Annotated in this window: 22 protein-coding genes and 2 tRNA genes; 17 read left to right on the top strand and 7 right to left on the bottom strand. The window is 37.9% G+C overall.

Annotated elements, in window-relative coordinates; translation table 11 throughout:
• Positions 1-3: 3 nt before the first annotated feature.
• The 3 genes from CLOL250_RS07570 to CLOL250_RS13925 all read right to left on the bottom strand — a co-directional run bounded on the left by CLOL250_RS07570 (position 4) and on the right by CLOL250_RS13925 (position 3,369).
• Positions 4-2,385: an FtsX-like permease family protein gene (locus CLOL250_RS07570; RefSeq protein WP_008401706.1), complete on the bottom strand. Its 2,382-nt coding sequence runs from the start codon at positions 2,383-2,385 to the stop codon at positions 4-6.
• A gap of 14 nt (positions 2,386-2,399) precedes the next feature.
• A complete protein-coding gene (locus CLOL250_RS07565; RefSeq protein WP_179960553.1) occupies positions 2,400-3,059 on the bottom strand; it encodes an ABC transporter ATP-binding protein in 660 nt (219 codons plus the stop codon).
• Between the two features lie 145 nt (positions 3,060-3,204).
• The gene (locus tag CLOL250_RS13925; protein ID WP_156782870.1) at positions 3,205-3,369 is read right to left on the bottom strand and encodes a hypothetical protein; all 165 of its coding nucleotides are present in this window, start codon (positions 3,367-3,369) and stop codon (positions 3,205-3,207) included.
• 243 nt (positions 3,370-3,612) lie between these two features.
• Here CLOL250_RS13925 and CLOL250_RS07560 point away from each other — a divergent pair, with 243 nt between their 5' ends.
• From CLOL250_RS07560 to CLOL250_RS07550, 3 genes are read left to right on the top strand one after another with little or no spacing between them, the layout of a single operon-like run.
• Positions 3,613-4,191 (top strand): accessory gene regulator B family protein, encoded by a 579-nt coding sequence (locus CLOL250_RS07560; RefSeq protein WP_008401703.1) that lies wholly within the window; start codon positions 3,613-3,615, stop codon positions 4,189-4,191.
• Positions 4,188-4,919, top strand: coding sequence for a LytR/AlgR family response regulator transcription factor (locus CLOL250_RS07555; RefSeq protein ID WP_008401702.1), 732 nt, complete (start codon positions 4,188-4,190; stop codon positions 4,917-4,919). Before CLOL250_RS07560 ends, CLOL250_RS07555 begins: the two co-directional genes overlap by 4 nt.
• Before the next feature lie 26 nt (positions 4,920-4,945).
• On the top strand, positions 4,946-6,256 hold the full coding sequence (locus CLOL250_RS07550) for a sensor histidine kinase (RefSeq protein ID WP_243104440.1): 1,311 nt from the start codon (positions 4,946-4,948) through the stop codon (positions 6,254-6,256).
• A gap of 80 nt (positions 6,257-6,336) precedes the next feature.
• On the opposite strand, the gene CLOL250_RS07545 is transcribed toward CLOL250_RS07550, so the two are convergent.
• Positions 6,337-6,409: transfer RNA gene (locus CLOL250_RS07545), tRNA-Lys, on the bottom strand.
• Between the two features lie 787 nt (positions 6,410-7,196).
• Here CLOL250_RS07545 and trmB point away from each other — a divergent pair.
• From trmB to CLOL250_RS07475, 14 genes are all read left to right on the top strand, one after another.
• Positions 7,197-7,844 (top strand): tRNA (guanosine(46)-N7)-methyltransferase TrmB, encoded by a 648-nt coding sequence (gene trmB / locus CLOL250_RS07540; protein WP_008401698.1) that lies wholly within the window; start codon positions 7,197-7,199, stop codon positions 7,842-7,844.
• A gap of 19 nt (positions 7,845-7,863) precedes the next feature.
• The gene (locus tag CLOL250_RS13365; protein ID WP_008401697.1) at positions 7,864-9,465 is read left to right on the top strand and encodes a D-alanyl-D-alanine carboxypeptidase family protein; all 1,602 of its coding nucleotides are present in this window, start codon (positions 7,864-7,866) and stop codon (positions 9,463-9,465) included.
• Positions 9,466-9,521: 56 nt separating this feature from the next.
• Positions 9,522-10,652 carry a sensor histidine kinase gene (locus tag CLOL250_RS07530; RefSeq protein ID WP_119963312.1) on the top strand — a complete coding sequence of 377 codons (1,131 nt, stop codon included), beginning with the start codon at positions 9,522-9,524 and terminating at the stop codon, positions 10,650-10,652.
• Positions 10,653-10,744: 92 nt separating this feature from the next.
• Entirely contained in the window at positions 10,745-12,436 is a 1,692-nt protein-coding gene (argS, locus tag CLOL250_RS07525) for an arginine--tRNA ligase (RefSeq protein ID WP_008401695.1), read from the top strand.
• Positions 12,437-12,451: 15 nt separating this feature from the next.
• On the top strand, positions 12,452-13,735 hold the full coding sequence (locus CLOL250_RS07520; RefSeq protein WP_008401694.1) for a hypothetical protein: 1,284 nt from the start codon (positions 12,452-12,454) through the stop codon (positions 13,733-13,735).
• Complete coding sequence (locus CLOL250_RS07515; RefSeq protein ID WP_008401693.1) at positions 13,728-14,453, top strand: DUF6320 domain-containing protein; 726 nt, start codon at positions 13,728-13,730, stop codon at positions 14,451-14,453. The genes CLOL250_RS07520 and CLOL250_RS07515 overlap by 8 nt, the downstream gene beginning before the upstream one ends.
• 174 nt (positions 14,454-14,627) lie before the next feature.
• On the top strand, positions 14,628-15,584 hold the full coding sequence (locus CLOL250_RS07510; RefSeq protein WP_119963580.1) for an alpha/beta hydrolase: 957 nt from the start codon (positions 14,628-14,630) through the stop codon (positions 15,582-15,584).
• A 648-nt stretch (positions 15,585-16,232) separates the two neighbouring features.
• Complete coding sequence (locus CLOL250_RS07505) at positions 16,233-17,012, top strand: ParA family protein (protein ID WP_008401689.1); 780 nt, start codon at positions 16,233-16,235, stop codon at positions 17,010-17,012.
• Positions 17,013-17,029: 17 nt separating this feature from the next.
• The gene (locus CLOL250_RS07500; RefSeq protein WP_008401688.1) at positions 17,030-17,968 is read left to right on the top strand and encodes a ParB/RepB/Spo0J family partition protein; all 939 of its coding nucleotides are present in this window, start codon (positions 17,030-17,032) and stop codon (positions 17,966-17,968) included.
• Positions 17,969-17,988: 20 nt separating this feature from the next.
• The gene (locus CLOL250_RS07495; protein ID WP_008401687.1) at positions 17,989-18,519 is read left to right on the top strand and encodes a DUF4446 family protein; all 531 of its coding nucleotides are present in this window, start codon (positions 17,989-17,991) and stop codon (positions 18,517-18,519) included.
• Between the two features lie 90 nt (positions 18,520-18,609).
• Entirely contained in the window at positions 18,610-19,893 is a 1,284-nt protein-coding gene (gene serS / locus CLOL250_RS07490; RefSeq protein ID WP_008401686.1) for a serine--tRNA ligase, read from the top strand.
• 73 nt (positions 19,894-19,966) lie between these two features.
• Positions 19,967-20,842 carry a DUF3881 family protein gene (locus CLOL250_RS07485; protein WP_008401685.1) on the top strand — a complete coding sequence of 292 codons (876 nt, stop codon included), beginning with the start codon at positions 19,967-19,969 and terminating at the stop codon, positions 20,840-20,842.
• Between the two features lie 68 nt (positions 20,843-20,910).
• Positions 20,911-20,984 (top strand) — tRNA-Arg (locus CLOL250_RS07480).
• 115 nt (positions 20,985-21,099) lie between these two features.
• A complete protein-coding gene (locus CLOL250_RS07475; RefSeq protein WP_008401684.1) occupies positions 21,100-22,059 on the top strand; it encodes a 3'-5' exonuclease in 960 nt (319 codons plus the stop codon).
• Positions 22,060-22,219: 160 nt separating this feature from the next.
• On the opposite strand, the gene rsmG is transcribed toward CLOL250_RS07475, so the two are convergent.
• The 3 genes from rsmG to mnmE all read right to left on the bottom strand — a co-directional run bounded on the left by rsmG (position 22,220) and on the right by mnmE (position 26,348).
• Positions 22,220-22,942, bottom strand: coding sequence for a 16S rRNA (guanine(527)-N(7))-methyltransferase RsmG (rsmG, locus tag CLOL250_RS07470; RefSeq protein ID WP_008401683.1), 723 nt, complete (start codon positions 22,940-22,942; stop codon positions 22,220-22,222).
• 115 nt (positions 22,943-23,057) lie between these two features.
• Positions 23,058-24,956, bottom strand: a complete 1,899-nt coding sequence (gene mnmG / locus CLOL250_RS07465; protein ID WP_008401682.1) for a tRNA uridine-5-carboxymethylaminomethyl(34) synthesis enzyme MnmG — start codon at positions 24,954-24,956, stop codon at positions 23,058-23,060.
• A 12-nt stretch (positions 24,957-24,968) separates the two neighbouring features.
• Complete coding sequence (mnmE, locus tag CLOL250_RS07460; protein ID WP_008401681.1) at positions 24,969-26,348, bottom strand: tRNA uridine-5-carboxymethylaminomethyl(34) synthesis GTPase MnmE; 1,380 nt, start codon at positions 26,346-26,348, stop codon at positions 24,969-24,971.
• Positions 26,349-26,611: the final 263 nt, after the last annotated feature.

Below are 26,611 nucleotides of genomic sequence, written 5' to 3'. Positions count from 1 at the left end.
CCCTTATTCCTCTCTCAGATCCTTTAAGATTCTTTGTCTTTTTAATTGAATAACATCCATAAAAATTGCCACTATCTGAATAAACAGAACAAATGCAAGCACCAGTGCTATGCTTTTCCAGCCATCAACTAACACAATATTTTTTGTTATTTCTGACAAATATAAGCGGCACAAAAGTGTCACTATAAAGACAGCTACAATAGATACAACAATTCCCTGACCAATCTTGGTCAGAAGCATCGGCAAAATAATACTGCTGTCTGTGCGGCCAATTGCCTTCAGGATGGCAAAGTTGTGTCTGCGTCGAACGAATGTCAGTGCATGAATATATAAAACTGCCAGGAAATTAATTACCATAATGATTACAAAAATTCCATAAGTACCACCCTGAATCGTTTTCTTATTATCCTGATCCCGGATGTAATCTGTCAAAGTATCAAAAAAAGAATATTCATATACAGGTGCATGTGTATTCAGAAACTCTGCTGCCTTTAACTCATAACCCGACTTTACATTTATATTAATAAGTACATTTGTATAATCGAATTGTTTTTTAAACAGCTCTTCAGGAACAATGATAGCGATTCCATTCTGATCCTTCCAGTTTAAGAATCTGCTTCTTCCGAAAACCGGTACTTCTCCCTCTGAAAATACCGGTCCTTCTTCCTCCTGACGACCCGCATACTTTAGTGTATCCGGGATATCATTTAAAATACAATCTTCTGTATTCTTATAATTATCAATTATGATCACTCCTCCAGATTGGACAAACTTATTATAGCTGACCTCCTGTGACATCTCTATTTTTCGGTTATATTGTTTTTCACTGACACCAACAATCTCACACCACACACCCTTTTCATCATCTGAAAATATCAAATCATCTGCATAGTCCATATTGATAAGAGAAGGATCAATGAAAAACTCACCCATAGTATCATAAACCTCATCATAGTAGGAAACGCCCGGTATCAGATTTTCAAAATCGTCCATATGACTGACATCATCGGATATTAGTGAAAACTGTACATCCTGACTTTCCTCAGACAATAACTGATATGATACATAACGATTTACCATAAGAACCAGCATCGTTACCATTCCGATCAAGACAAGAGACAGGAATGAAAATACCTTTTCATAATCTCCGGTATCCCGAATGGAATACCGCATCATGATATTTCCTTTTTCAGATCCACGTTTATCCTTTACCTTATAATTGTTCTTTCCACCTTTCATAATATCGATCATTTTCATTCTTGAACGATATATTAATACAGGACAGATTCCAACTATAAAATCCAATACACAGATTCCCCAAATGACCATATATGAAATTGGCTGGAACTGTGGAGCGAAATGTTCCAGTGGGATGGTTCGTAATGACTGTATAAGCTTAAAGATCAAAATGGTAATATATCTTCCAAGTATAAGTCCAAGCACACATCCAATAATTATCAGAATGAAACCCTCCAGGAAATATGCCGAAAAAATATAGCTATTTGAAAATCCAAGACTCATTAGGATTCCCTGCTGATTACTTCTTTCACTCATATACGACAGGAAAATATGAATACCAAGAATGAGTGAAGTAAGTATGATTAGTATGATAAAACCCATGAGGAGTTGTCCAATATTGGTATCCTCCAGCCCGCCTGATCTGTCAATCTCTATCGCATTCAGATCTCCATTTGTAATCATATGGTATCCTTCCATAAATCCATGGGCGGTATCACCATTAAAAATCTGTTTGGAACTCAGATCCATATATTTTTTTATTGCTTTATATCCCGGCTGATAGTCCCGTCGATCATTAAAATGAATATAGATGTTGTATAAATTTCCCCGTATACTTCCATTTACGATCGCAACCTTATAGACATCCTGTGTACTATAATCATAATCATTTAAAATTCCACTAATCGTATAGGTCTGATCCTTGAAGGTAACTGTGTCTCCCAGATCAAATTGTTTTGCAATATATACATTTTTGTATTTGGCTGTTGCCGATATAGCAATCTCATTTTCTTTTTGGGGAAAAATGCCCTTTTCTAATTGGTAATGATTCATAGTGATCGAAGCTGCATCACTATCCACGATGCATAATTCATTATTTACATTTGCAACTATTTTTTCTACACCAAGTGTTGCCTGATCCTTATACTGCTCCAATATCCAGTCACGAACCTTATATGTTACATTATGTAAAGTAATATTATATTCTCCATTTGTCTGATACGCATTTTGCAGCCGCATATCCTGAAATGATATATATGCATTGATCGAGAAAAAGATAAGCATAACAGAAAAACAAATACTTATAATTGCCCGAACCGCTTTTTTCCTGTTGTGCAGGATATTGTGAAATATCAATCGGCACTTCATATTGTTTCCCCTCCTTAATTCTGCTGGATTCTTCCGTCAACAAGATGAATACAGTGATCTGCCTGCTTTGCAATATCAGCATCATGCGTCACCATGAGCAAAGTCATGCCATATTCATTTGTTGTCTGTTTCAACAGATCAATGACACGTCTGCTGTTCTCCGAATCCAGATTACCGGTTGGTTCGTCTGCCAGAATGATCCTGGGTTGATTGATCAATGCCCTCGCGATTGCAATCCGTTGTTGTTGTCCACCTGATAACTGATCCGGATATTTATTTAAAAGATCTTTTATATCTAATTGTTCTGTCAATGTATCAAAATAATCCTTCTTACATTTCTTTACACATTCATTTGCGATCATAATATTATCCCGACATGTAAGAACCGGTATTAACTGAAAAAACTGGAATACCATTCCAATCATTTCCCGACGATATCGTAAACAGTCTTTTTTACCATAGTCCAATATATTCCTGTCTTCAACCAATATGCTTCCAGAATCCGGCTTATCAATCAATCCGATCATATTTAATAATGTTGTTTTTCCGCTTCCACTTTTGCCTGTAATAACTGTAAATGTATTTTCCTGAATATCTGCACTAACGTCATTAAGCGCCAGACAACAGGAATCTCCTTCTCCATACTTTTTTGTCAAATGTTCTATTTTTATCATGATATCCACCTCTCTGCGCTCAATATTTTTATTTAACAAAAGCACGTCATATTTTCCATTTACAGTCGATTTTTCTTATTATAAACAACATGGAAAATATGACGTGTTTCATTATTTGAAGAATCACTTTCTACTTTTAGCCCCTCTAGCTAACCCTATGCTTATTGGCAAAAGCCGCTAATCCTTCAGGCTCTTCCGGCTGATAATACTTATTTCTACATATATCAGATACCAGTGGTGCGATCACCATAGCCACGGCACAGAGTTGTGCGCCAAACTTACAGATTAGTTTGGTTACTGTCTTCTTCATAAGTATCTCCCCCTTTCTTCTTTTTTGCCCTTTAATCACAACGGCTAAAGCCCAAACCGTGTCTTTATTTTAGCACATCTTTTTCAAATTGTGACGATTTTGGAGTGAGTGGTCGAAATTCGGGAGTGAACGGTAATTTTTGTACCATTCACTCCCGAATTTCGACCACTCACTCTAAAAAAATACATTTTTTACTATTTCATGTTATACTGATTTTATTAATAAAAAGGGGGATTTTTGCTGATGAAACAACCCGGAACATATCTGGCAGATATATTAACAGAAGACGGACAGATACCAAAAGAACAACAATCCATATATGCTTATCTCTTTGACTATCTGATCGAGTCTCTCTTATATGATATCATAGTTCTTATCTTCGGTCTGCTCGTCCATCGATTTGGCATTACCATTTGCTATCTTCTGGTTACTATCCCGATCCGTCATTTTGCCGGAGGCTTCCATGCAAATACAAGACTTGGGTGTACCCTGCTTTCATATGGCATTTATCTGGCGACTGTTTTTCTCGGTCCGGTTCTTGTACCATATATAGAACCTGTCGGGCTGCTTATTCTATATCTGATTTTCTGGGGTATGATCCTCCCTGTTGCACCGGTTGATACAAAGAACAAACGATTATCTGTAGATCAGCGAAAAAAATTATTTCACCGATGTATAATAACCTGTATAATTATGAGTATCCTTATGATCGTCCTCTATATATGCAGACAGATACTTTATATGGGAATGGTTACAATCTGTATGATGGAAGGCGTAATAAGTGTATACATCGGTATCTGGAAAAACAGGAGGAATTTATGACCTTTCGACTCGGCATCTGTGATGACACTCAGTTAGATATTGCCTGTCTGACAGAACACATTAAGCATTATATGATATCTTACAATATCCAATTTGAAATCGAATCATTCCAATCCGGCGAAGCCCTTTTACAGGCACAGCGGAAACATCCATTTCAGATTCTTCTGCTGGATATCGAAATGCCCGGAATCAATGGCATGACGATTGCAAGATATCTGCGTGATGAATTATATGATGAATCATTTATTGTATTTGTAACATCCTATCCTGAATACATGCAGGAAAGCTTTGAAGTACAACCATTTCAGTTTCTTACAAAACCGGTAAGCTATGTAAGAATTGAAAAATTACTGTCTGATATTATCCGTCGTTATCAACATTCACACATAACTAAAATTGTGATCGATACAAATGGAGAAGAACATCTGATCCCCGTTAATAACCTTTTATATATTCAGGCAGTGAAAGGTGAAAAACGGTATCTTGAATATCATCTGACTGATGCTATTCTATATGGCGAGGGAACCATTCAGGAATGGGAAAATCGTCTGGCAACACACAGCTTTTATTCAACTTATCGTGGATATCTGATCAACATTGGTCATATCCAGATCATTCAGCAGACACATGTTTTAATGGATAATGGTGAACAGCTTCCGATCAGCAGAAGAAAGATAAGTCCATTACAGCAGTTATATGCAGATCGAATCATACATGTATTAAACTAATTATTTTTATAGAGGAAAGAGAATCAATGTCAACATACATTACATTGTTAAGTTCTATAATTGATAACATCGTATTATATTTATACTTTCAGACGATGTTTGAAAAAAGAAAAGATAAAGTACGCTTTTACTGGCTGATACTTGCATTTTTATTATCTGATTTTATCTTCTGGAAGATAACTGCGCCTTTTAATGGTGATGTATCAAACATGGTTACCTTTTTCCGTACCTCACTGACAAATCTGAGGACCTTTCTTCTCTCTTTCTTTTTTGTCTCCGGGTTTATTTATCGTGTATTGGTAATTGTAAGCTACTCCATTATAATCTCAATCTGTGAGGAGCTTGCCTACTATATTATTGCTCATTTTACGGATGTTACGATCCAATTCGACACCCTCCCTGAGATAACATTTACATCCATTTCTTTTATATGTGATCTGTTAATAATCTTGATTATCATGATTATTCACATTATTAAGAAGAAAAAAGCCGGTGTAAAGTCAAAAAAATATGCAGCACTTCTGATTCTTATTCCAGCCTTATCCTGCATATTGGTTCTATTGCCATCCTTTTTCCACATGAATAAAACCAACCCTGATGCTTACCTGATCCTTGTTATCTTTCTGCTTATTATTAATATCGTAAACTACATTCTTCTTCAGAGCGTCTTAAAAGCTGAATCACTTGCCCAGGAAGCAGGACAGCTTACCGAGCAGGTAAACTATCAGCGACAGAAATACCAGCAGCTTGGAGATGCCTATAAAAACATTCGTGGATTCATGCATGATATCAAGAAGCATTTATTCTATATTGAGACCTGTGTAAATGAAGAACACTATGATCGTATCATTCCATATGCAAGAGAAACCATGTCCGATCTGGAAGCCAGATATTGTACTGTAAATACAGGAAATCTGGTCATCGACGCTTTTATAAGCAATCTTATGCTTCGGACTGCCCGACACAACATCAAACTCACAACCAAACTAAAAATCGACAATGACCTTGTTCCATGTGACGATTATCATATGACTATTATTCTTGGAAACCTGTTAGATAATGCATTAAATGCCTGTCTGGAAGAACAGAGTGGAGAAATCAATATCAATATTCAGACGATTGAACATACCTTTACGATCTATATTACAAATACCTACCATTTTCCTATTGGAGAAAAACCACCGGAAGATATAGAAAATCTGGACTTTATTCATGGATATGGTTTGAAGAATGTAAAAAATTCTGCTGAAGCCTGCGGCGGATTTTGCCTGATCAATTACGAAAATGGAATCTATTCCGTAACGGTTATTATTCCTGAAAAAAAGAGAACTACCTGAATCAAAAATATATATTCCTAAACCGAAAAAAAGCCCCAACCCAGCAGCTTCAAATATCTGCCAAATTAGGACTTTTGTAGTGGGCCGCCGGGGGCTCGAACCCCGCACACCCTGATTAAGAGTCAGGTGCTCTACCAAATGAGCTAGCGGCCCGAAGTCTTTTTTAATTTGTTATCTCGCCGACAACGAAATTGATTATATAACATAGTTTATCCAAATGCAAGCATTTTTTTCAAAAAATTTTAACTTTTTTTAATATCGGTTATTTGCATAGATTTTATGCGGATTTTTGTACTTTTTCCCTATTGATTTTTATCTTCTTCTATTGTAGCAGTGCGGTTTCTTTTCTCTATTACAACAATCCTGATTTAAAATCTTTTTTACTTCCTCATACCCCTTATACAGGCAGACACACCACCGGTTAAATCCTTTATTACAATAACTACGGGCTGTCACTTTTTTCTGAAATTTCTGATTCCGCATCGTTCACCCCTCCAAACCGAATTACTTTTTTCATCCATCAACGCCTTCCATCCTTCCGGTAAAAAAGTCCTCTATAACACATTATATGAAGAAACTGAAATAAGTTCCTTTATTTCGCAGATTTCCTTATGAAAACCCACGAAAAAACATAAAAAAAGCCGCCCTGCTATTTACTTTAAAACCCTAATATTGATATAATGGAACAATGAGCAATGCAGAATTATATATATGTAGAACGAGCGGAAGCTTGCTTACGGCGAGTTCTATATATATGTAATTCTATAGTGCGAAGCACTACAACGAGCCGTCAGGCGAGGTGGGCATTGCGAATTGACCACATAGTGGGCATTGCGAATTGACCACATAGTGGGCATTGCGAATTGACCACATGGTGGGCATTGCGAATTGACCACATAGTGGGCATTGCGAATTAAGATTATTTTGGAGGAACACCCTCGTGAGACTTAGAAACGTAAAAGGCTCCAGAGAGACAATTGCCGACAACAAATATGTCGTGCATGACGAAGAAAGCATGAAAGGCAAATGGAGCGAATTTTTTGGAAATACAAATCCTATCCACATCGAGATCGGTATGGGAAAAGGACAATTTATTATGGAGCTTGCCAGACAGAATCCGGATATCAACTATCTCGGTATCGAGAAATATTCCAGCGTTCTGGTGCGCGCCATCGAGAAACGTGAACAGGAAGAAGGCATGACCAATCTTTATTTTATAAGAATGGATGCCGAATATATCGAGAATGTCTTTGCAGAGAATGAAGTAGCAAATATCTACCTGAACTTCTCTGATCCATGGCCAAAAGATCGCCATGCCAAGAGACGTCTGACTTCAACTCACTTTTTCGAACACTACGATCATATCCTTGCGCCGGACGGACGTGTTATGTTCAAGACAGATAACCGCCCATTATTTGACTTCTCCTTAGAGCAGGTTCCGGAAGCAGGATGGACACTTGAAAACTACACATATGATCTGCACCATTCCGAATACAACGAAGGAAATATCATGACAGAATACGAAGCAAAGTTTTCTGCTCTTGGTACTCCGATCAACCGGCTGGTTGCATATCGAACAAAGAAATAGCATTGGAGAATAACCGTTCATGAAGATAAGAAAGAACCCGAAGAAAAACAGGACAAGACATGCAATTCCTGTCGTTATCCTGTCCACTGTTCTGTTATTTACCATGAGCGTTTTCTATATAGACAGCACGTCATCCTCTGCTGCCGGAACAGACCATTTGTTTCTTCCAGACAGTACAGTTACGAATACGGCATCTGATGACTCTACAAACGAAGGATCAGATAACAGCACAGATGAGGATGGAACAACTGAATACTTAGTTACAACCGAGTACCCTGACGAACCGGGCAAAGCACCGGAGCTTGCATCCAACTATGCCATCGTACTGGATGCAAATACTGGGAATATTCTATATCAAAAAAACGCTTTTGATAAACAGTACCCGGCAAGTATTACGAAGCTTTTGACCTTCTTACTTGCCATTGAAAATACAAAGCTGACCGATACTGTAACAATGTCACACGATGCCGTCTTCGGCATTGATCGAGGAAGCAGCCATATCGGTCTGGATGAAGGTGAACAAATCTCTATGGAGGATGCCCTCTATGGTATGATGCTGGAATCCGCAAATGAAGTTGCATGGGGCATCGGAGAATTTGTCTCCGGCGGAAGCATCGAAGATTTTGCTAAGATGATGAATGAACGTGCAGTCGAACTTGGCTGCCTTGGCACTCATTTTGTAAATGCAAACGGCCTGCCGGATGAGAATCACTATACGACCTGTTATGACATGGCGTTAATAACCAAAGCCTGTCTGAAACACGATGAATTCCGTAAAATAACAGGTACCAGAAATCACGTCATCGGACCGACAAATATCTGTGAGGAAGAACGTCAGCTCTGGCAACACTGCAAGATGACAAATCCTGACAGCAAATATTACTATGAATACTGTGAAGGTGGTAAGACCGGCTACACAAACGATGCATTAAATACCCTTGTTACCTGGAGTAAAAAAGGTGATACAGAACTGATCTGTGTTCTGATGAACTGCAATGGTGCGGCAAATACCTACACTGACAGCAAAGCCATCTATGAGTATTGCTTCCGGAATTATAGTCTCCAGACCCCTCTGGCCGACTATACCTTTGACAGCACCCAGACATCACAGACGCTTGATTATCTGAACTCCTATTACAAAGCTGATTCCGCTTCTGATATTACATTGCAGATTGATAAGGACTATAAACTGAATTTCAATAAAAATGATGATATTAAGAAATTAACTTACAGTATCGAATATAACAAAGAACCTGTAAAAGATGGAGATACTTATACCGTGGGGCATCTGATCCTCTCCTATGGAGGAAATATGATCGGAACAACAGATCTTACCGTAACCGGCTATAATCCGGATGGTAAACAGCTGTCATCAAAAAACACGGAGAATGCAGCTGATACTACAGTTGCAGCTCCAATAACAAAAAAGAAACTATTAATCCGTCCGTTATGGATCATTTTTGCAGCTCTGCTTCTTCTTGCCATATTATTTGTGATCTATCTGATCCATATAAAGAAGGCAAGAAAACGTCAGCGTGCGATTCAGGCAGCAAGAAGAAAACAATATGAAGAACGCCGACGACAGCTGCAGGAAACATTTGATAATGACCTTGACGAATAAGGTACAATAAAAACAACAAAACCTCTTATCGGTTATAGAGGAGAATGGAGAATATCATGGATATTTCAACAACGGAAAATCTGAAAACAGTGCGGGATTCCAATCAGGAAATGCTGGACTACTTCAACGGATTGTATGTAGCGAAGCTGGAACAGATCCAGTCTTTAAAAACAGAGCAGTTTGAATTGAAGATCAAAATTGATGAGCTTATGAAAACACTGGAGGTCTATTCCTTTAAAAACAGTGCCGGACATAATGTTTTTTCTCCATTTTCTACAACGACTACAACGCAGGAGGAAAAAGCAGCACAGATTGAACAGGAATTAAAAGAACTAAATGCTTCTGATGCTGAACTTACGGCAAATATCCATAGCTTACAGGCTGATGCTGACGAGCTGAAAAGCAGGATCACTCTCCTTCATACAGCGACCAGAAAACTGGATACTTTCTTGGACGAACTGGCAGATGAATTCACAAAAGAATCAACTGCACTTGAAGATGATGAATCTACCGAAGAAAATCTTCCGGTTATCAATCATGGATTCAATATCTTACGTCTGAAGAAATACGATCAGGACAAATTGGTACAGACCCTACATACCGATATTCTGGATCAGCTAGATCGAACCAGACATACTCTGGATTCCCTGTCATGGTTGATCAAATCCGATATCAACCGGGCAACAGTCACCCTTGATGAACTGATTGAAAGGACAATTTCCATGAAAGATTCTCTGAATGCTATCCTTTCAGGACTTACCGGGGACATCGATACGTCTGTACCGATTGAAACCTTGTTAAGGGATACCATTTTCCGATATAAAGACACTCACCCGGAATGTGTCATTGAATCTGACATTGACTGTCCGGACGCTTCGATCGAGATTCCGGAAATTATCACAATCAGTCTGATCCGTATACTGTGTGAATGTCTGGACAATGTATATAAGCATGCAAATGCAAATCGTATTGATATCAATATTCAGATTCTTAGCGATCAGATATCGGTACATATCAACGATAACGGCATCGGCATTGATAAGAATTACAGTCACACCTCTCCATGGAACAGTGGACTTCACCGCATTCAGGAGCTTATTTATCTGTTAAATGGACAACTTAAGATAGATGGTGATATCATTAGTGGAACAGATATCCGTTTTTCTATCCCAATTGAAATAATGTAGATTATGGGTTCTCCCCCTTAATTATGAAATGAAAGAAAAATAAGGACATTTCCTTAATATATAAGAAAGAATTTGAAAGGACAACCTTAATTATGAAAGAAAAAATCGTAAATCTGATTGCAGATCATGTAGAAGGCATGACTGCTGAAGAAATAGCAACCTTTATTGAGATACCACCAAAGCAGGAGCTTGGTGATTATGCATTTCCTTGCTTCAGACTTGCAAAGACTATGCATAAAGCACCAAATCTGATTGCAGCCGATATCAAAGAAGCTATCGGTGATGTTGATTTTCTCGATAAGATTGATGTTCAGGGTGCATATCTAAACTTCTTCGTAAAGAAAGATATCTTTGTCCAGACTATGATCGAAGCTGCATTAAAGGACAACTTTGGTGGTTCAGACGAAGGTGCAGACAAGGTTATCTGTATCGATTACTCCTCGCCAAACGTAGCAAAGAACTTCCACGTTGGACACCTCAGAACTACTATCATAGGTAATTCCCTCTATAAGATCTATTCCAAACTCGGCTATAAAGTAATCCGTATCAACCACTTAGGTGACTGGGGTACACAGTTTGGTAAGCTGATCGTTGCATATAAGAACTGGGGCACAAAGGAAGCAGTTGAGAAAGATGGCGTTGCCGAGCTTATGCGTCTCTATGTGAAGTTCCATGAAGAAGCAGACAAGAATCCGGAGCTTGTAGATGAAGCAAGAGCATGGTTCAGCAAGATGGAACATGGTGATGAAGAAGCACTTTCAATCTGGCAGTGGTTCAAGGACATCAGTCTTGTAGAATACAAACGTACCTATGATCTTCTGGGTATGGATTTTGATTATTATCTCGGTGAAAGCTTCTATCGTGACAAATGCCAGGACGTTGTTGACCAGTTGACAAACGCGAACCTGTTAAAGGAAAGCGAGGGTGCTATGATCGTAGATCTGTCCGACTATGATATGGCCCCATGTATCGTTACAAAGAAAGATGGAAGCTCCATCTATGCAACCCGTGATCTGGCTGCTATCTTCTATCGTAAGAATACCTATCATTTCACAAAATGCTTATATGTAACCGGACAGGAACAGAAGCTGCATTTTGCACAGGTGTTCAAAGTAGTAGAGCTTCTCGGAAATGACTGGGCGAAGGATTCTCTGGTTCACATTCCGTATGGACTGGTAAGCTTAGAGGGTGCAAAGCTTTCAACCAGAAGCGGAAATATCATCTACGCAGAAGACATCCTGCATGATGCAATTAAAAAGAGTTTTGAAATCATCTCAGAAAAGAGTCCAAACCTTCCTGATAAAGAAGAAGTTGCCAAGATCGTCGGTGTTGGCTCTGTTCTTTTCAATGACCTTTATAACCAGCGTATCAAAGATGTATCCTTTAGCTGGGACAAAGTATTGAACTTTGATGGTGAGACCGGCCCTTATGTTCAGTACACCCATGCAAGATGCTCCAGCGTTGTAAGACTTGCTGAGAATTTTGATCCTGCAAAGCCGGTTGATTATAGCACGATCTCTGAACCGGACGCTATGAATCTCTTAAAAGAAATCAACCGTTTTCCTAAGGTTGTATCGGATGCAGCAGAGAAATACGAACCATCTGTTGTTGCAAGATTTGCTGTAGATGTTGCTCAGGCATTTAACAAATTCTACAACTCTACACGTATCAACGTGCCGGAGGAAAATGTAAAGAATGCCCGTGTCATGCTCACATACCTTACAAAGAAAACACTTCACGATGCATTAGATCTCCTTGGAATCAATGCACCGGAAGCTATGTAAATCAGGTGATCTTTCATGTCTAAACGATTAAATAAGACAATTAAATGGGATAAACTCGATAATACAGCCAATCTGTTTCCTGTCATTGTAAGTGAAAATGTAAGTAATGTTTACCGCATTTCCGTTACATTGACAGAAGACATCGATGCAGAACTTCTGCAAAAGGCATTGGACAAGATTCTTCCATTTTTTGATGTGTTTAATCACAAACTAAAAAATGGTATTTTCTGGTATTACTTTGAAGCAAATAATCGGCCTGCTCCAAGGGTAATACCGGAAGATACATATCCTTGTCTGTATATCAATCCCTATACAAATAACGAATATCTGTTCCGTGTTACCTACTATCAGAAGCGGATCAATCTGGAAGTATTTCATGTCCTAACAGACGGAAATGGTGCTCTTATTTTTCTGAAGGAATTGACTTACCAGTACCTCCGGTACAAATACCCGGAACTTGCTGAAAAAGCAGGTAATACCTTAAATGCAGATTCCTCGTTGGATATCGAGGACAGCTATAAGAAGAACTATATACGACCTGCCAAACGTTCCTATAAGACGGAAAAAGCAGTTATCTTAAAGGGGGAAAAGCTGCCATTTAATCATTTTGCTATCCTGCACGGCTACATCCCGGTTGCCGAGATCAAACAGGCGGCAGCAAAATATGGCGTAACCATCAACCAGTATCTGCTCGGTACATTTACTTGGGCAATCTACAAAGAATACCTGAAGGGTCAGCCTTCCAAGCGTCCGATCAGCACCGTCGTTCCTGTAAATCTTCGCCCATATTTTAATTCCAATACAACGAAGAACTTCTTTGCCGTTGTCTCCGCTTACTTCAAGCCGGAGAAGGATACTTATACATTTGAAGATGTTCTGCACATCATCGCAGATAGTCTGAAGGAACAAATCAATAAAGAAAATCTGGAGAAGCTGTTATCCTATAACGTTTCCAATGAAGTAAATTTTATCATCCGTGCCGTTCCGCGTGTCTTTAAGAGCATCGCCATGCGCCGTATTTATAAAGCTTCATTAAAAGCAAATACATCAACGATCACAAACCTTGGAGTTGTATCCGTTGATGATATGTATAAGGAATATATCGACCGCTTCCATGTCGTTCTGTCAATGTCCAAAGGACAGTTCATCAAAGGAAGTGTCATCAGTTATAAGGATACACTGGTCTTCACCTTCAGCTCTGCCATTCGTGAAACATTTATACAAAAAGAATTTTTCCGCCAGATGGTTCGAGACGGAATTCATGTATCGATAGAAAGTAACGGGGTGTATTATGAGTAAATGTAGACGTTGTAACATAGATGTTCTGGATCACTCCCTTTCATGTCCTTTATGTAACGGAGTTCTGGAATATGATCCGGTGAAAGATCCGGAAAGTGAAAAAGACTTTCTTGACCATAGTCAAGGAACCGGTGAGAAGTCAAAATCTGTTATGTATCCGGATATTACGCCCGCAATGCGTCGTATGCGGTTTGTTATTAAACTGACAATATTTTGCAGTATTGTTGTAGAAGGTGTCCTTATTCTGATCAATTACCTGACATATTCAAAGGTAAAATGGTCAGCCCTGTGCGGAATCGGACTTGCATATGCCTGTTTTTCACTGATCTATTCATTTAGGCACAATAAGAGTCATCGAAAGAAAATGCTGGTACAGGCAATTTTCATCATGCCCGTTCTTGTATTGGTTGATTATATACTTGGATATACCGGATGGTCAATCGACTTTGCAATACCTTGTGTTATTGCAATGCTAGACATTGCAATTCTTGTTTTGATGATTATTAATACTGAAAATTGGCAATCCTATATTTTATTACAGGTATATATCATTATTATTTGTGTGATCCTGACAATACTTATGCTTACCGGAAAGTTCTTTAAACATGATTTCTTTATGATCATTGCAGATGTTATGAGTGCTCTGTTGCTCGGTGGTACACTGGTATTCGGAGATCGACCTGCAACAACAGAACTAAAACGTAGATTTCATGTATAAAATTATATTTCATATATAGAATTATATTTCAAGCATAGGATATTATTTTATAAATGACATCACAGGTAATAACCTACAAATACAAATTATCTTATAGTAAAAGCAGTGCCAGCAATTATTTTTCGTTGTGCACTGCTTACTATTAACTAAATTTAGAAAGAGAGATTTTATTAAATGGCACTTTTAGATAAATTAACCTCCGGTTCTTCCTCATCTCCTGATAATTCCGGAATGAGCAAACAAGCAAAACTTGTATGTGAACTGGTCGCAGATTTCAATAGTAACAACCTTCTTACACAGATTAGAAATAACAATCGTTCCAAAAGCGACATTGATAAAACATATAAATATCCGGATCATTTTACCAGCGAATTAATAGAAACAAAGAATTTCAAAATGGAAATGTTAAAATGGAAAAATTCCCATAATCCATATGTCATCCTTCAATTTCATGGTGGCGGATATGTCGGAGCTTTTAAGACACAGTATCGTATGTTTGCCGGTTTATATTCAGAGCTTGGGAAAGGCGCATCTGTTCTTTCCATTGATTATCGTGTTGCCCCGGAGAATCCATATCCAGCAGCTTTAAACGATGCCTTATATTCATATGACTGGCTGTTAACCCATGGCTACTCTGAAAACCATATCATTCTGGCCGGTGATTCTGCCGGTGGCGGATTAGCTATGGCATTATGCCATTATCTTGCAGATCGAGATCGTATTCTTCCTGCCGGAATCGTAGCTATGTCTCCATGGACAGACCTGACAGCAAGTGGTCCATCCTATACAGAGAATTTTGAGATTGATCCACTTTTTGGAAATACAAATGAAAGCTTAATCTACAACAGTGTTTATCCGGGAGCTCATGACTCAAGTGATCCTTATATCTCCCCATTGTTTGGTGATTTTACCGGTTTTCCTCCGATGCTGATTCAGGTTGGATCTAATGAGATGCTTTTATCTGATTCTGTTCTTGTTGCTGAAAAAGCAAAAGCCCAGGGTGTAAAAGTTCGTTTATCCATATATGAGAATATGTTCCATGTTTTTCAAATGGGTATGACCCTTATGCCGGAATCCAAAAAAGCCTGGGTGGAGGTTTCTAAATTCTTAGAGCAATTAATGATATTCTAACAGATATATGGAATAAACGGATAGGATACTCTTACACATAAAAATTTAGTAAGTAAACAAACATAAGATAGGATTGTCTTACTATAAAGAAGCAATCCTATTTTATGTTTCACGTGAAACACAGACATATTTTTTATTATTATATGTTTCACGTGAAACACAATCATACTTGTTTATCATTACTTGTTTCACGTGAAACACAGCGAGGAATTCATCTCACGAGAACATCTTTTTTAATTTTTTCTACATTTTTCAAAATAATAGTAGATATTTCTACATATTAGTGTTATAATAAATCCATCGAAACGCAGTCTATACGTTTTGATAAGATTGATGTGACTACACATAATATAGCAAAATTTAATCCCCCCCTTTTTTTAAATTGCTCTTTCCGGAGCCCGCTATATCATGTTACGTCACATCTTTCCTTTTATATAGACATTTTCTTGTACCCGTTCTGCTAATTTATTTTTTAATTAGTGTGACGGGATTTTATAATATATAGAGATTTTTTCATTTCAATAATTCTATTATAGTGATATAATGGACAAGGAAAAAATAATACAACAAAGCAAAAAATAAATTTGTAAATAAAATGTTTCACGTGAAACATCTGTTATTAGACTTTAAGAAGGAGATTATCAACAAGTGGGAAGAATAATCGCAATTGCCAACCAGAAAGGTGGCGTAGGAAAAACTACAACTGCAATTAATCTTGCAGCCTGCCTTGCAAAAAAGGGAAAGAAGGTATTAGCTGTAGATATGGATCCACAGGGTAATATGACAAGTGGTCTCGGTATCGATAAGAATGCACTTGAATACAGTGTATATGATATGCTAAATGGCGATTGTAACCTTGGCGAATGTATGATTATTGATGCCTATCCCGATATCAAAGGTTTGAATCTATTACCTGCAAGTCGAGAACTCGCAGGTGCTGAAGTAGAATTTGTTACGGTAGAAGACCCACAATATGTCCTTAAAAATCATCTTAAAAGTGTAAGGCGAAAATTTGATTACATCATTATAGATTGTCCACCTGCTCTCGGAATGTTAACTGTCAATGCCTTAACTGCAGCCAACACAGTATTAGTTCCTATTCAGTGTGAATTTTTTGCTCTGGATGGATTATCACAGTTAATCTATACAGTAAATTTGATTCGAAAACAGCTTAACCGTTTACTAACGATTGAAGGAATCGTATTCACTATGTATGATTCACGAACAAATCTTTCTATGCAGGTTGTAGAAAATGTAAAAGAAAATCTGAATCAGCATATCTATAACACTATGATTCCCAGAAATGTACGTCTGGCAGAAGCACCAAGTTATGGAATGCCTATAATTGAATATGACCCAAAATCTGCTGGAGCTGAACACTATATGATGCTTGCAGATGAAGTAATCGAAAATGATTATTATAAATAAAATACAGGAGGAAAATCATGCCCACAAAAAAAGGTTTGGGAAGAGGTCTGAATCAACTGATTCCCACAGGCGATGAAGCAAGAACGAAATCCAAATCTACTCCTGGCGAAACAACAAAAACCATTACAAAAGAAGTTGTAAAGGAAGTTGTAAAAGAAGTAGAACAAAAAGTTAAGATAACACAGATTGAGCCAAATAAATCTCAGCCCAGAAAGCAATTCGATGAAGATGCATTACAGGAACTTGCAGATTCTATCAAACAGTATGGTGTATTAGAACCCCTTATTGTTACAAAAAAAGGCAAATTTTATGAGATTATTGCCGGTGAACGCAGATGGCGCGCAGCCAGACTTGCCGGTGTAAAAGAAGTTCCTGTCGTCATTCGGGAATATACAGATCGTGAAATTATGGAGATTTCTCTCATTGAAAATATTCAACGTGAAGATCTGAACCCAATTGAAGAAGCTCTGGCATATGAAAGCCTGATTAATGAATATAGTCTGACTCAGGAAGAAGTTGCTGAAAAGGTGTCCAAGAACAGATCAACTATCGCAAATTCTCTTCGTCTCTTAAAATTATGCGACGAAGTACGTCAGATGATTATTGAAGATAAACTAACAACCGGTCATGCTCGTGCACTAATTCCGATTGAAGACGCTGAATTACAGACAGAAGCGGCCAATTTTATCTTTGATAATAAACTTAGTGTTCGCGACACAGAGATTTATATTAAAAAGCTTTTAAGTATTCCGAAAGAGTCGAAAGAAAATATTGTAGCCACAAACGATTTATCTATCTTCTATAATGATATTGAAAGTCGTTTAAAAGATATTTTGGGTGCAAAGATAGCTATAAAATCAAAGAACAATGAAAAAGGAAAAATTGAAATAAATTACTATTCTCAGGATGAATTGGAAAGAATAACAGAGATGTTATATTCCATCAACAGAGAATAAACGGAAAGGAACTATATCAGATGAACAATACATTACTTGATAAGATTGGTCTGGATCCTGCTATCCTTTTCATCATTTTATTCATTTTAATCATCGCCCAGTTTATATTTATATTCTATATACTGGCAAATATACGAAAAAGAAATAAAGATATCAAACGTCTTCTAAACGGGAAAACAGCAGGCGATATGGAAGACATTATTCTTGATCGTTTTGCTGAAATGGACGCTGTTAAAAATAATTCCAAACGTCTTACAAAGGAACATAAAGAGATACAGGAAACTCTTGCCTCCTGCATAAGTAAGATTGGTCTTGTAAAATACGATGCCTTTGAAGGAATGGGTGGAAGTCTCAGCTTTGCTATTGCATTTATGGATAGCAATAACAATGGTATTGTTCTAAACTGTATGCATTCCAGAGAAGGATGTTTTGCATATGCTAAAGAATTGATTCGAGGAGAATCTTATGTTGCTCTCTCCGATGAAGAGAAAGAAGCAATTGAACGTGCAAAAACTCTGGATGAAGAAATTGAAGATATTATAGAACAATAATAATTTTCAGAACAATAATGACTTTAGTCAAAAAAATATAAAAACATATGGATATACAATATTCATATAAACTAGGAGGAATATCAAAAAATGATAGACATTAAATTTTTAAGAGAGAATCCAGATGTAGTAAAACAGAACATTAAAAACAAATTTCAGGACAGCAAGCTCCCACTTGTTGATGAGGTAATTGAACTCGATGCACAGGCAAGAGCTACACAGCAGGAAGCAGATGATCTGAGAGCGAATAGGAATAAACTGTCCAAGCAGATTGGTGCTTTAATGGCTCAGGGTAAAAAGGAAGAAGCTGAAGAAATTAAGAAACAGGTAACAGAACAGGCTGAGCGTTTATCAGAATTACAGGAAAACGAAACAGAACTTCAAGCAAAAGTAAAAGAAATCATGATGGTCATTCCAAATATCATTGATCCATCAGTTCCTATCGGTAAGGACGATTCCGAAAATGTAGAGATTGAACGCTTTGGTGAGCCGGTCGTTCCTGATTTTGAGATTCCATATCATTCAGAGATCATGGAACATCTTCACGGACTGGATCTTGATTCAGCAAGACGTGTAGCAGGAAATGGTTTCTACTATCTGATGGGTGATATTGCAAGACTCCATTCTGCTGTTATCTCTTATGCAAGAGACTTCATGATTGATAGAGGATTTACCTACTGTGTTCCTCCTTTCATGATTCGAAGCAATGTAGTTACAGGTGTTATGAGTTTTGCGGAAATGGATGCGATGATGTATAAGATTGAAGGCGAAGATCTTTACTTGATCGGTACATCCGAGCACTCCATGATTGGTAAATTCATCGATCAGATTATTCCGGAAGAAGAACTTCCAAAGACATTAACAAGCTACTCTCCATGTTTCAGAAAAGAAAAAGGTGCTCATGGTATTGAGGAACGTGGTGTATATCGTATTCATCAATTTGAGAAACAGGAAATGATCGTTGTCTGTAAACCGGAAGAAAGCAAGATGTGGTTTGATAAATTATGGCAGAATACAGTTGATCTTTTCCGTTCACTTGATATTCCTGTTCGTACTCTGGAATGCTGCTCAGGTGACCTCGCAGATTTGAAAGTTAAATCACTGGATGTAGAAGCATGGTCACCACGTCAGAAGAAGTACTTTGAAGTAGGAAGTTGTTCAAATCTGGGTGATGCTCAGGCAAGAAGACTTCAGATTCGTGTAAAGGGCGAAGATGGTAAGAAGTATCTTGCACATACCTTAAATAATACTGTAGTTGCTCCACCTAGAATGTTAATTGCCTTCCTCGAGAACAACCTTCAGGAAGATGGCTCAGTAAGAATTCCAGAAGTACTTCGTCCATACATGGGTGGCAAGGATAAAATTGAAGCTTAATTATATAAAACAGACTTTTTTGACCATAGTAAATTAGACTAAATTATAAAAATGTAAGACAGGAGGTGTCTGTATGCACAGTTATCTGCGTTCAATTGGTTTTTCCGATATAAAAAACAGAAGGCAATTGACTCCGATCACAAAAGAAATCATTGCCTATCCAACAACAAGAAATATTATAACTGTTGATGCAGACACACGTCTTGTCCAACTGACCAAAGACTTTGGAGAAGGCTTTGGCATTTCACTTGTTGGTGAAATGGATATCGACAACACAGTTTCATTTGAATATTACTTTCCTTATGTTCGCAGTTCTTCCGTAATGAATCAGGAACGCATCTATATAGAAAAGCACGGAGATAAAGAATCTTTTGCCGGTGTATGTGAGGATTATAATCTCGGCATGACACTTATCTTCTTTCTTACCAATGTTTCCGACTATGCAAATACAAAATGGATGAACTACTCCAACCATCTGATCAATAAGGCTTATATGTCCGGTCTGTCTACAAATGGTAAGATCATACTTGATATAGAACAGCTTCCACCATCAACAAAAGAACACAATCATTCTTCTGCTAACCGAAACAAGTTAATTGAAGCTGCCAGACAAGGTGATCGCACCGCAATGGAAAGTCTTACGTTGGATGACATGGATATCTATACACAGGTAAACCGTCGGTCACATTATGAAGACATTCTTTCTATTGTAGAAACAAATTTCATGCCATATGGTATTGAGACAGAACATTATTCTATTATAGGAAATATTCTGGACTACACCTTATGTAAGAATGATTATACAAATGATAATGTCTATCTTCTGAACGTGGAAACAAATGAAATGCTTATGACCATAGCCATTAATGAAAAAGATCTTCTCGGGCTACCGGCTCCGGGGCGCCGTTTTAAAGGTGAAATCTGGCTGCAGGGAAATGTCATTTTTTAAAAATTGACATTTCTAATATTCTTAGGTATCATAGTAATGTTAGGGTTTCTATAAAGTTTAACTCGTCTGCATTTGTAGCTCAGCAGGATAGAGCGTCCGCCTCCTAAGCGGAAGGCCGTGGGTTCGAATCCCGCCAGGTGCATTTTTTATGAAATTCTTATATTTTAAATTATTTTCAGAATTTCATAGATGTAAATTAATTAATTTGAAAGTATACGACAGTTATTTTCATATAACAAATCAAAGGATCAATACACATGAACTATATCGTAATGGATCTTGAGTGGAATCAAAGTTATTCCGGTCATATCGGAGAACATCCCCGAATGCCTTTTGAAATTATCGAAATTGGTGCAGTTAAAGTAGATAAGAACTATCGCATCATTGATGAATATTCCAGTTTGATAAAACCCCGGATCTATAAAAAATTACATTCAAAAATCAGAACCATTTTAAATTATGATGAAACGGATCTGGCAAAAGGAAGAGGATTTAAAGAAGTCTGTACGGAATTTCTGGAATGGTGCGGTAAAGATTATATCTTTTGTACCTGGGGTCCCATGGATCTTACCGAATTACAGACAAATATGGCTTTCTACTATATGGACAAGCTTCCTCGTCCTTTGAAATTTTTAAATCTTCAGCAGATATATGCAAACATGGTCGATCCAACCGGTTCTACCGTCAGTAAACTGGAAAAAGCAGTTGCAGATTTTAATATACCGGAAGATGAACCTTTTCATTCTGCTGTAAACGATGCCAGATATACCGCTCTTGTTTTAAAAGAGATGCATCCAAGAAATTTGAAAGATTTATACAGCTTCGATCTGTATATTCATCCTACAAAAAAGGAAGAGGAAATTGTAGCCATACATAATAATCAGTATGAATACATTACAAGAGAATTTTCAAGCAAGCAGGAAGCAATGGACGATGAAGATATTACCTGTATAAGATGCTACAAATGTAACAAGAAGATCAATAAGAGGCTTGAATGGTTTTCAAACAGTCCGTCTTCTTACATCTGTGCAGGGAAATGCTGGCACCATGGTTATTTCAGTGGAAAGATAAAATTTAAACCACTTGATAACGGAAAATACTATGTTGTTAAAACAATTAAACCAATAGATAAAAACGGTGTTGAAGCTATCAAACAAAAACAGACAGAAATTCGAGAGAGACGTAAAGAAAAACGGCACACTCGTGCTACAAGATAATATTCTAACATTTGATAATAAAACGAACAGATCATTTTTCTGTATATTTTCCTAATAAAAATGGAGCAGGTTTACAAATACCTGCTCCATTTTTATATAATGTCTTTCATTGATATTATATATTTTTCATATTATATATTTTCATTTCTACTATACTTTTTTATTTTTCTTTCATTCCAAGAGGCTTCTTTGTCGCTGTTCCTGCTTTTCTTGGATACTCCTCCGGTGTTGCTGCTATCTTCTTCACGAAGACAAAACAACGCTCCATATCCGTATCAGGTATCGTTGTATGGAAGATATTCTCTACCTGTCCTCCAAGGATACGAATGGCTTTCTTTCCTGCATGGATCTCTTCATCCAGTCCGGATGCCTTATATGGAATAAAATATCCACCTGTCTTAACAAATGGCATACAAAATTCCGATAAAGAAGAAAGATTGGCAACTGCCCTTGATACCGCAAGATCATACTTCTCACGATACTGTACATTTCTTCCACCATCCTCAGCTCTGCTGTGAACAGCTTCTATATCATCCAGCTCAAGCGTGCGGATAACTTCATTTAAAAACTTTACACGCTTATTCAGGGAATCCATCAAAGTTACCTTTAATCCCGGAAATGCGATCTTAAGCGGTATTCCGGGAAATCCTGCTCCGGTCCCTACATCTATGACTGATAAAGATTCATCCAGCTTTTTATATTTTGCAAGTAGAAGACTATCTGCAAAATGCTTTATAATGACATCTTCCTTCTCTATGATGGCTGTCAGATTCATAACCTTATTCCACTCTACCAGAAGCTCATAATATTTCTGAAACTGTTCTAACTGATGATCACTTAATTCAATATCTATCTTCTTTGCTACTTCATATAGTCGATCCATATTTATGGTATCCTTTCTATATATTTCTGAACATATATATTACATCTCATATTATATGCTTTCAAAAATAACACTTACCTACAGATAATTTTATATTATCTTCATATCTGCTTTTTTATTTATTTTCAGGCTCTACGGCATGCTGCTTCATCTTCAGATAAACCAGCAGCACAGATATATCTGCCGGTGATACACCGGAGATTCTGGATGCCTGACCGATATTTTCCGGCTTGATATCCTTTAACTTCTGTCTGGCTTCTTTTCGAAGATTCGACACATCATCATAATTCAGATCAGCCGGGATCATTCTCTTTTCCAGCTTCTTAAACTGATGTACCTGTTCCGTCTGTCTCTTGATATATCCTTCATACTTGATCGATATATCAATTTGTTCGATCACATCCGCAGGCAACGGCTGTCTCTCCGGATCGATTGGTGCAATCTTCTCATAAGAAAGCTCCGGTCTGCGGGTCAGCTCTGCAAGACTTACTGCTGTCTTTAACTCTGTTGTTTCCATAGAACGCAAGAATTCCTGAATCTTACTGTTTCCGCCAACCATCGTTTCAGTTAAACGCTTTGTTTCTTCTTCGATCATTGTACGTTTCTGACAGAATTTCTCATATCTCTCATCGTCGATCAGCCCGATTTCATGACCTATATCGGTCAGTCGAAGATCCGCGTTATCCTGTCTTAACAGCAGACGATATTCTGCTCTGGAAGTCATCATTCGGTATGGTTCTTTTGTCTCCTTTGTAACCAGATCATCGATCAACACACCTATATAAGCCTGTGAACGATCCAGTACAACAGGCTCTTTTCCAAGCACCTTTCTGGCTGCATTGATACCGGCCATAAGTCCCTGTGCTGCCGCTTCCTCATAACCGGAGCTTCCATTTAACTGACCTGCTCCAAATAAGCCTTCCACATCCTTAAATTCCAGTGAATGCTTCAGATTGATCGCACTGATACAATCATACTCAATCGCATAAGCATTTCTTACGATCCTGACATTCTCAAGTCCTTTCATGCTCCGTATCATCTTATACTGAACATCCTCTGGGAGAGAGCTGGACATTCCGCCCATATACATCTCATTTGTAAATTCACCCTCCGGCTCTATAAAAATCTGATGTCTCGTCTTATCCGGAAACTTCATAACCTTGTCCTCGATCGAAGGGCAGTATCTAGGTCCTGTACCTTCGATCACACCGGAAAACAATGGAGAACGGTTGATATTCTCACGAATGATCTCATGTGTTTCCTCATTTGTATAACAAAGCCAGCAGGATACCTGATCCCTCTTGATATCTTCTTCTGTATTTGTAAATGAAAATGGAACGATATGCTCATCACCCTTTTGTTCCTCCATCTGAGAGAAATCAATCGTTCTCTTATCCAGTCTTGCAGGTGTACCTGTCTTAAACCGGCGGATACCGATTCCGGCTTCTTTCATGGAATCCGACAAATGATTGGCTGCCATAAGTCCATTTGGTCCTGTATGATTTACGACATCTCCATAGATACATCTTGCTTTCAGATAAGTACCTGTACAGAGAACAACTGCCTTTGCATAATAGGTTGCACCGGAAAATGTCTTAACACCCTTAACCACGCCGTCTATTACCATCAGCTCTGATACCTCAGCCTGACGTAATACCAGATGATCGGTATTCTCTAATGTATGTTTCATTGTACGGGAATAATTTGACTTATCTGCCTGCGCTCGAAGAGAATGAACAGCAGGTCCTTTTGATGCATTTAACATTTTGGACTGAATATAAGTCTTATCAATATTCTTTCCCATCTCCCCGCCGAGTGCATCCAGTTCTCTTACCAGGTGTCCTTTCGAGCTTCCACCTACGTTTGGATTACAGGGCATCATGGCTACACTGTCCATACTAACTGTAAACAGAATCGTTTCAAGTCCAAGCCGAGCAGAAGCAAGTGCAGCTTCACAGCCTGCATGACCGGCCCCCACAACTACCACATCATAATTTTCTTCAACCACTGGCATTTATCCATCCTCCTATTTACCCATGCAGAATTCTTCAAATATCTTATCTGCAAGATCATCTCTGTTCGTTTCTCCTATAATAAGCCCCAGATGTTCATAAGCATCCATCAGGTCAATTGAGAAGAAATCCTCCTCCATACCCATATCAATGCTTTCTCTTACCTTTAAAAGACTTTCTTCGGTCTTCATCAGTTCTTCTTTATGTCTCGCATTTGTAATGTACAACTGATCATTATAATCCAATTCTCCGGAAAAGAATTTGTCATTTAACAGATCATATAACTTTTCTTTTCCATCTCCTGTAGAAGCAGATAATTCTACGATATCACAACCAAGCTCGCATGTTATCCACATTTTATCCACAACTGTTTGTAAGTCGTTTTTATTCATAACGGCAATGACATTCTTGCCCTTAATCTCTGATATTATCTGCTTATCGTTGTCATCTAACGGTACAGATCCATCGATCACATATAAGATCAGATCTGCCTGTGATGCAAATTCCAGTGCTTTATCCACACCCATCTTTTCCACAATATCTTCTGTATCGCGAATACCTGCTGTATCCACAATGTTCAGTATAATACCATTTATGTTGACAACTTCTTCTAATGTATCTCTTGTCGTTCCTGCAATATCCGTAACGATTGCTCTGTTTTCTCCCAGAAACATGTTGAGAAGTGAGGATTTTCCGGCATTAGGCTTACCAACGATAACAGTCTTGATTCCCTCTTTTAATATTCTTCCGTTATCAAAAGTTCGCAGTAATTTATCCACATTATCACCCAATTTATCCACAATTGTTTGTAGTTTTTGTGGATAACCATCCAGACTGTAATGTTCCGGATCATCAAGTGCCGATTCTATAAACGCTACATTATATAAAATCTGTTCTCTCATATCTATGATCTGATTCTTCAGATCACCACGCAGCTGCATAAGAGAAGATTTCACCGCAAAGTCATTCTTCGCACTGATCAGATCCATAACTGATTCTGCCTGTGACAGATCGATCCTTCCATTTAAGAATGCCCTTTTGGTAAATTCTCCCGGTTCTGCAAGTCTTGCACCATTTTTAATTACTGCAGCAAGTACATTTCTTAATACAACCATTCCTCCATGACACTGCAGTTCACACACATCCTCACATGTATAAGTATGCGGAGCACGCATCAGAAGCAGAATACCTTCATCCAGCTCTTTATCGCCATCATATACCTGTCCAAATGCTGCCGTGTAGCTTTTCATGCTTTCTATTTTTTTTTCTTTATTTGCCGGTCTGAACACCTTTGAAGCGACTTCAACTGCATTCTTACCACTGATCCTTATAATACCAACTCCGGCATTTCCCATACCGGTTGCGATCGCGGCGATCGTATCATTTACAAGCATATGATTTCTCCTGTTTCTATCTGATCAATATTCTACATATCGTTTACTGTCATGACAGATATCATGTATTTTATCTTATCATGTCATTTTATTTATACTAACATACTTTTAGATAATACACCTATACATACTTTTTTTCTATCCCTAAAAAAAATTTCCGGAAGCCGATTCACCAGAGCCGTTACCCTGATTCTTCGTTTTCCGGAAATCATATTTTTTCAGAAATTCATATTTACATATGTTTTTCTGTTTTTATACAAGTA

This window comes from Clostridium sp. L2-50, from assembly GCF_000154245.1.
Taxonomy (GTDB): Bacteria; Bacillota; Clostridia; order Lachnospirales; family Lachnospiraceae; genus Coprococcus.
This window is presented reverse-complemented; position numbering and strand designations above follow the sequence as displayed.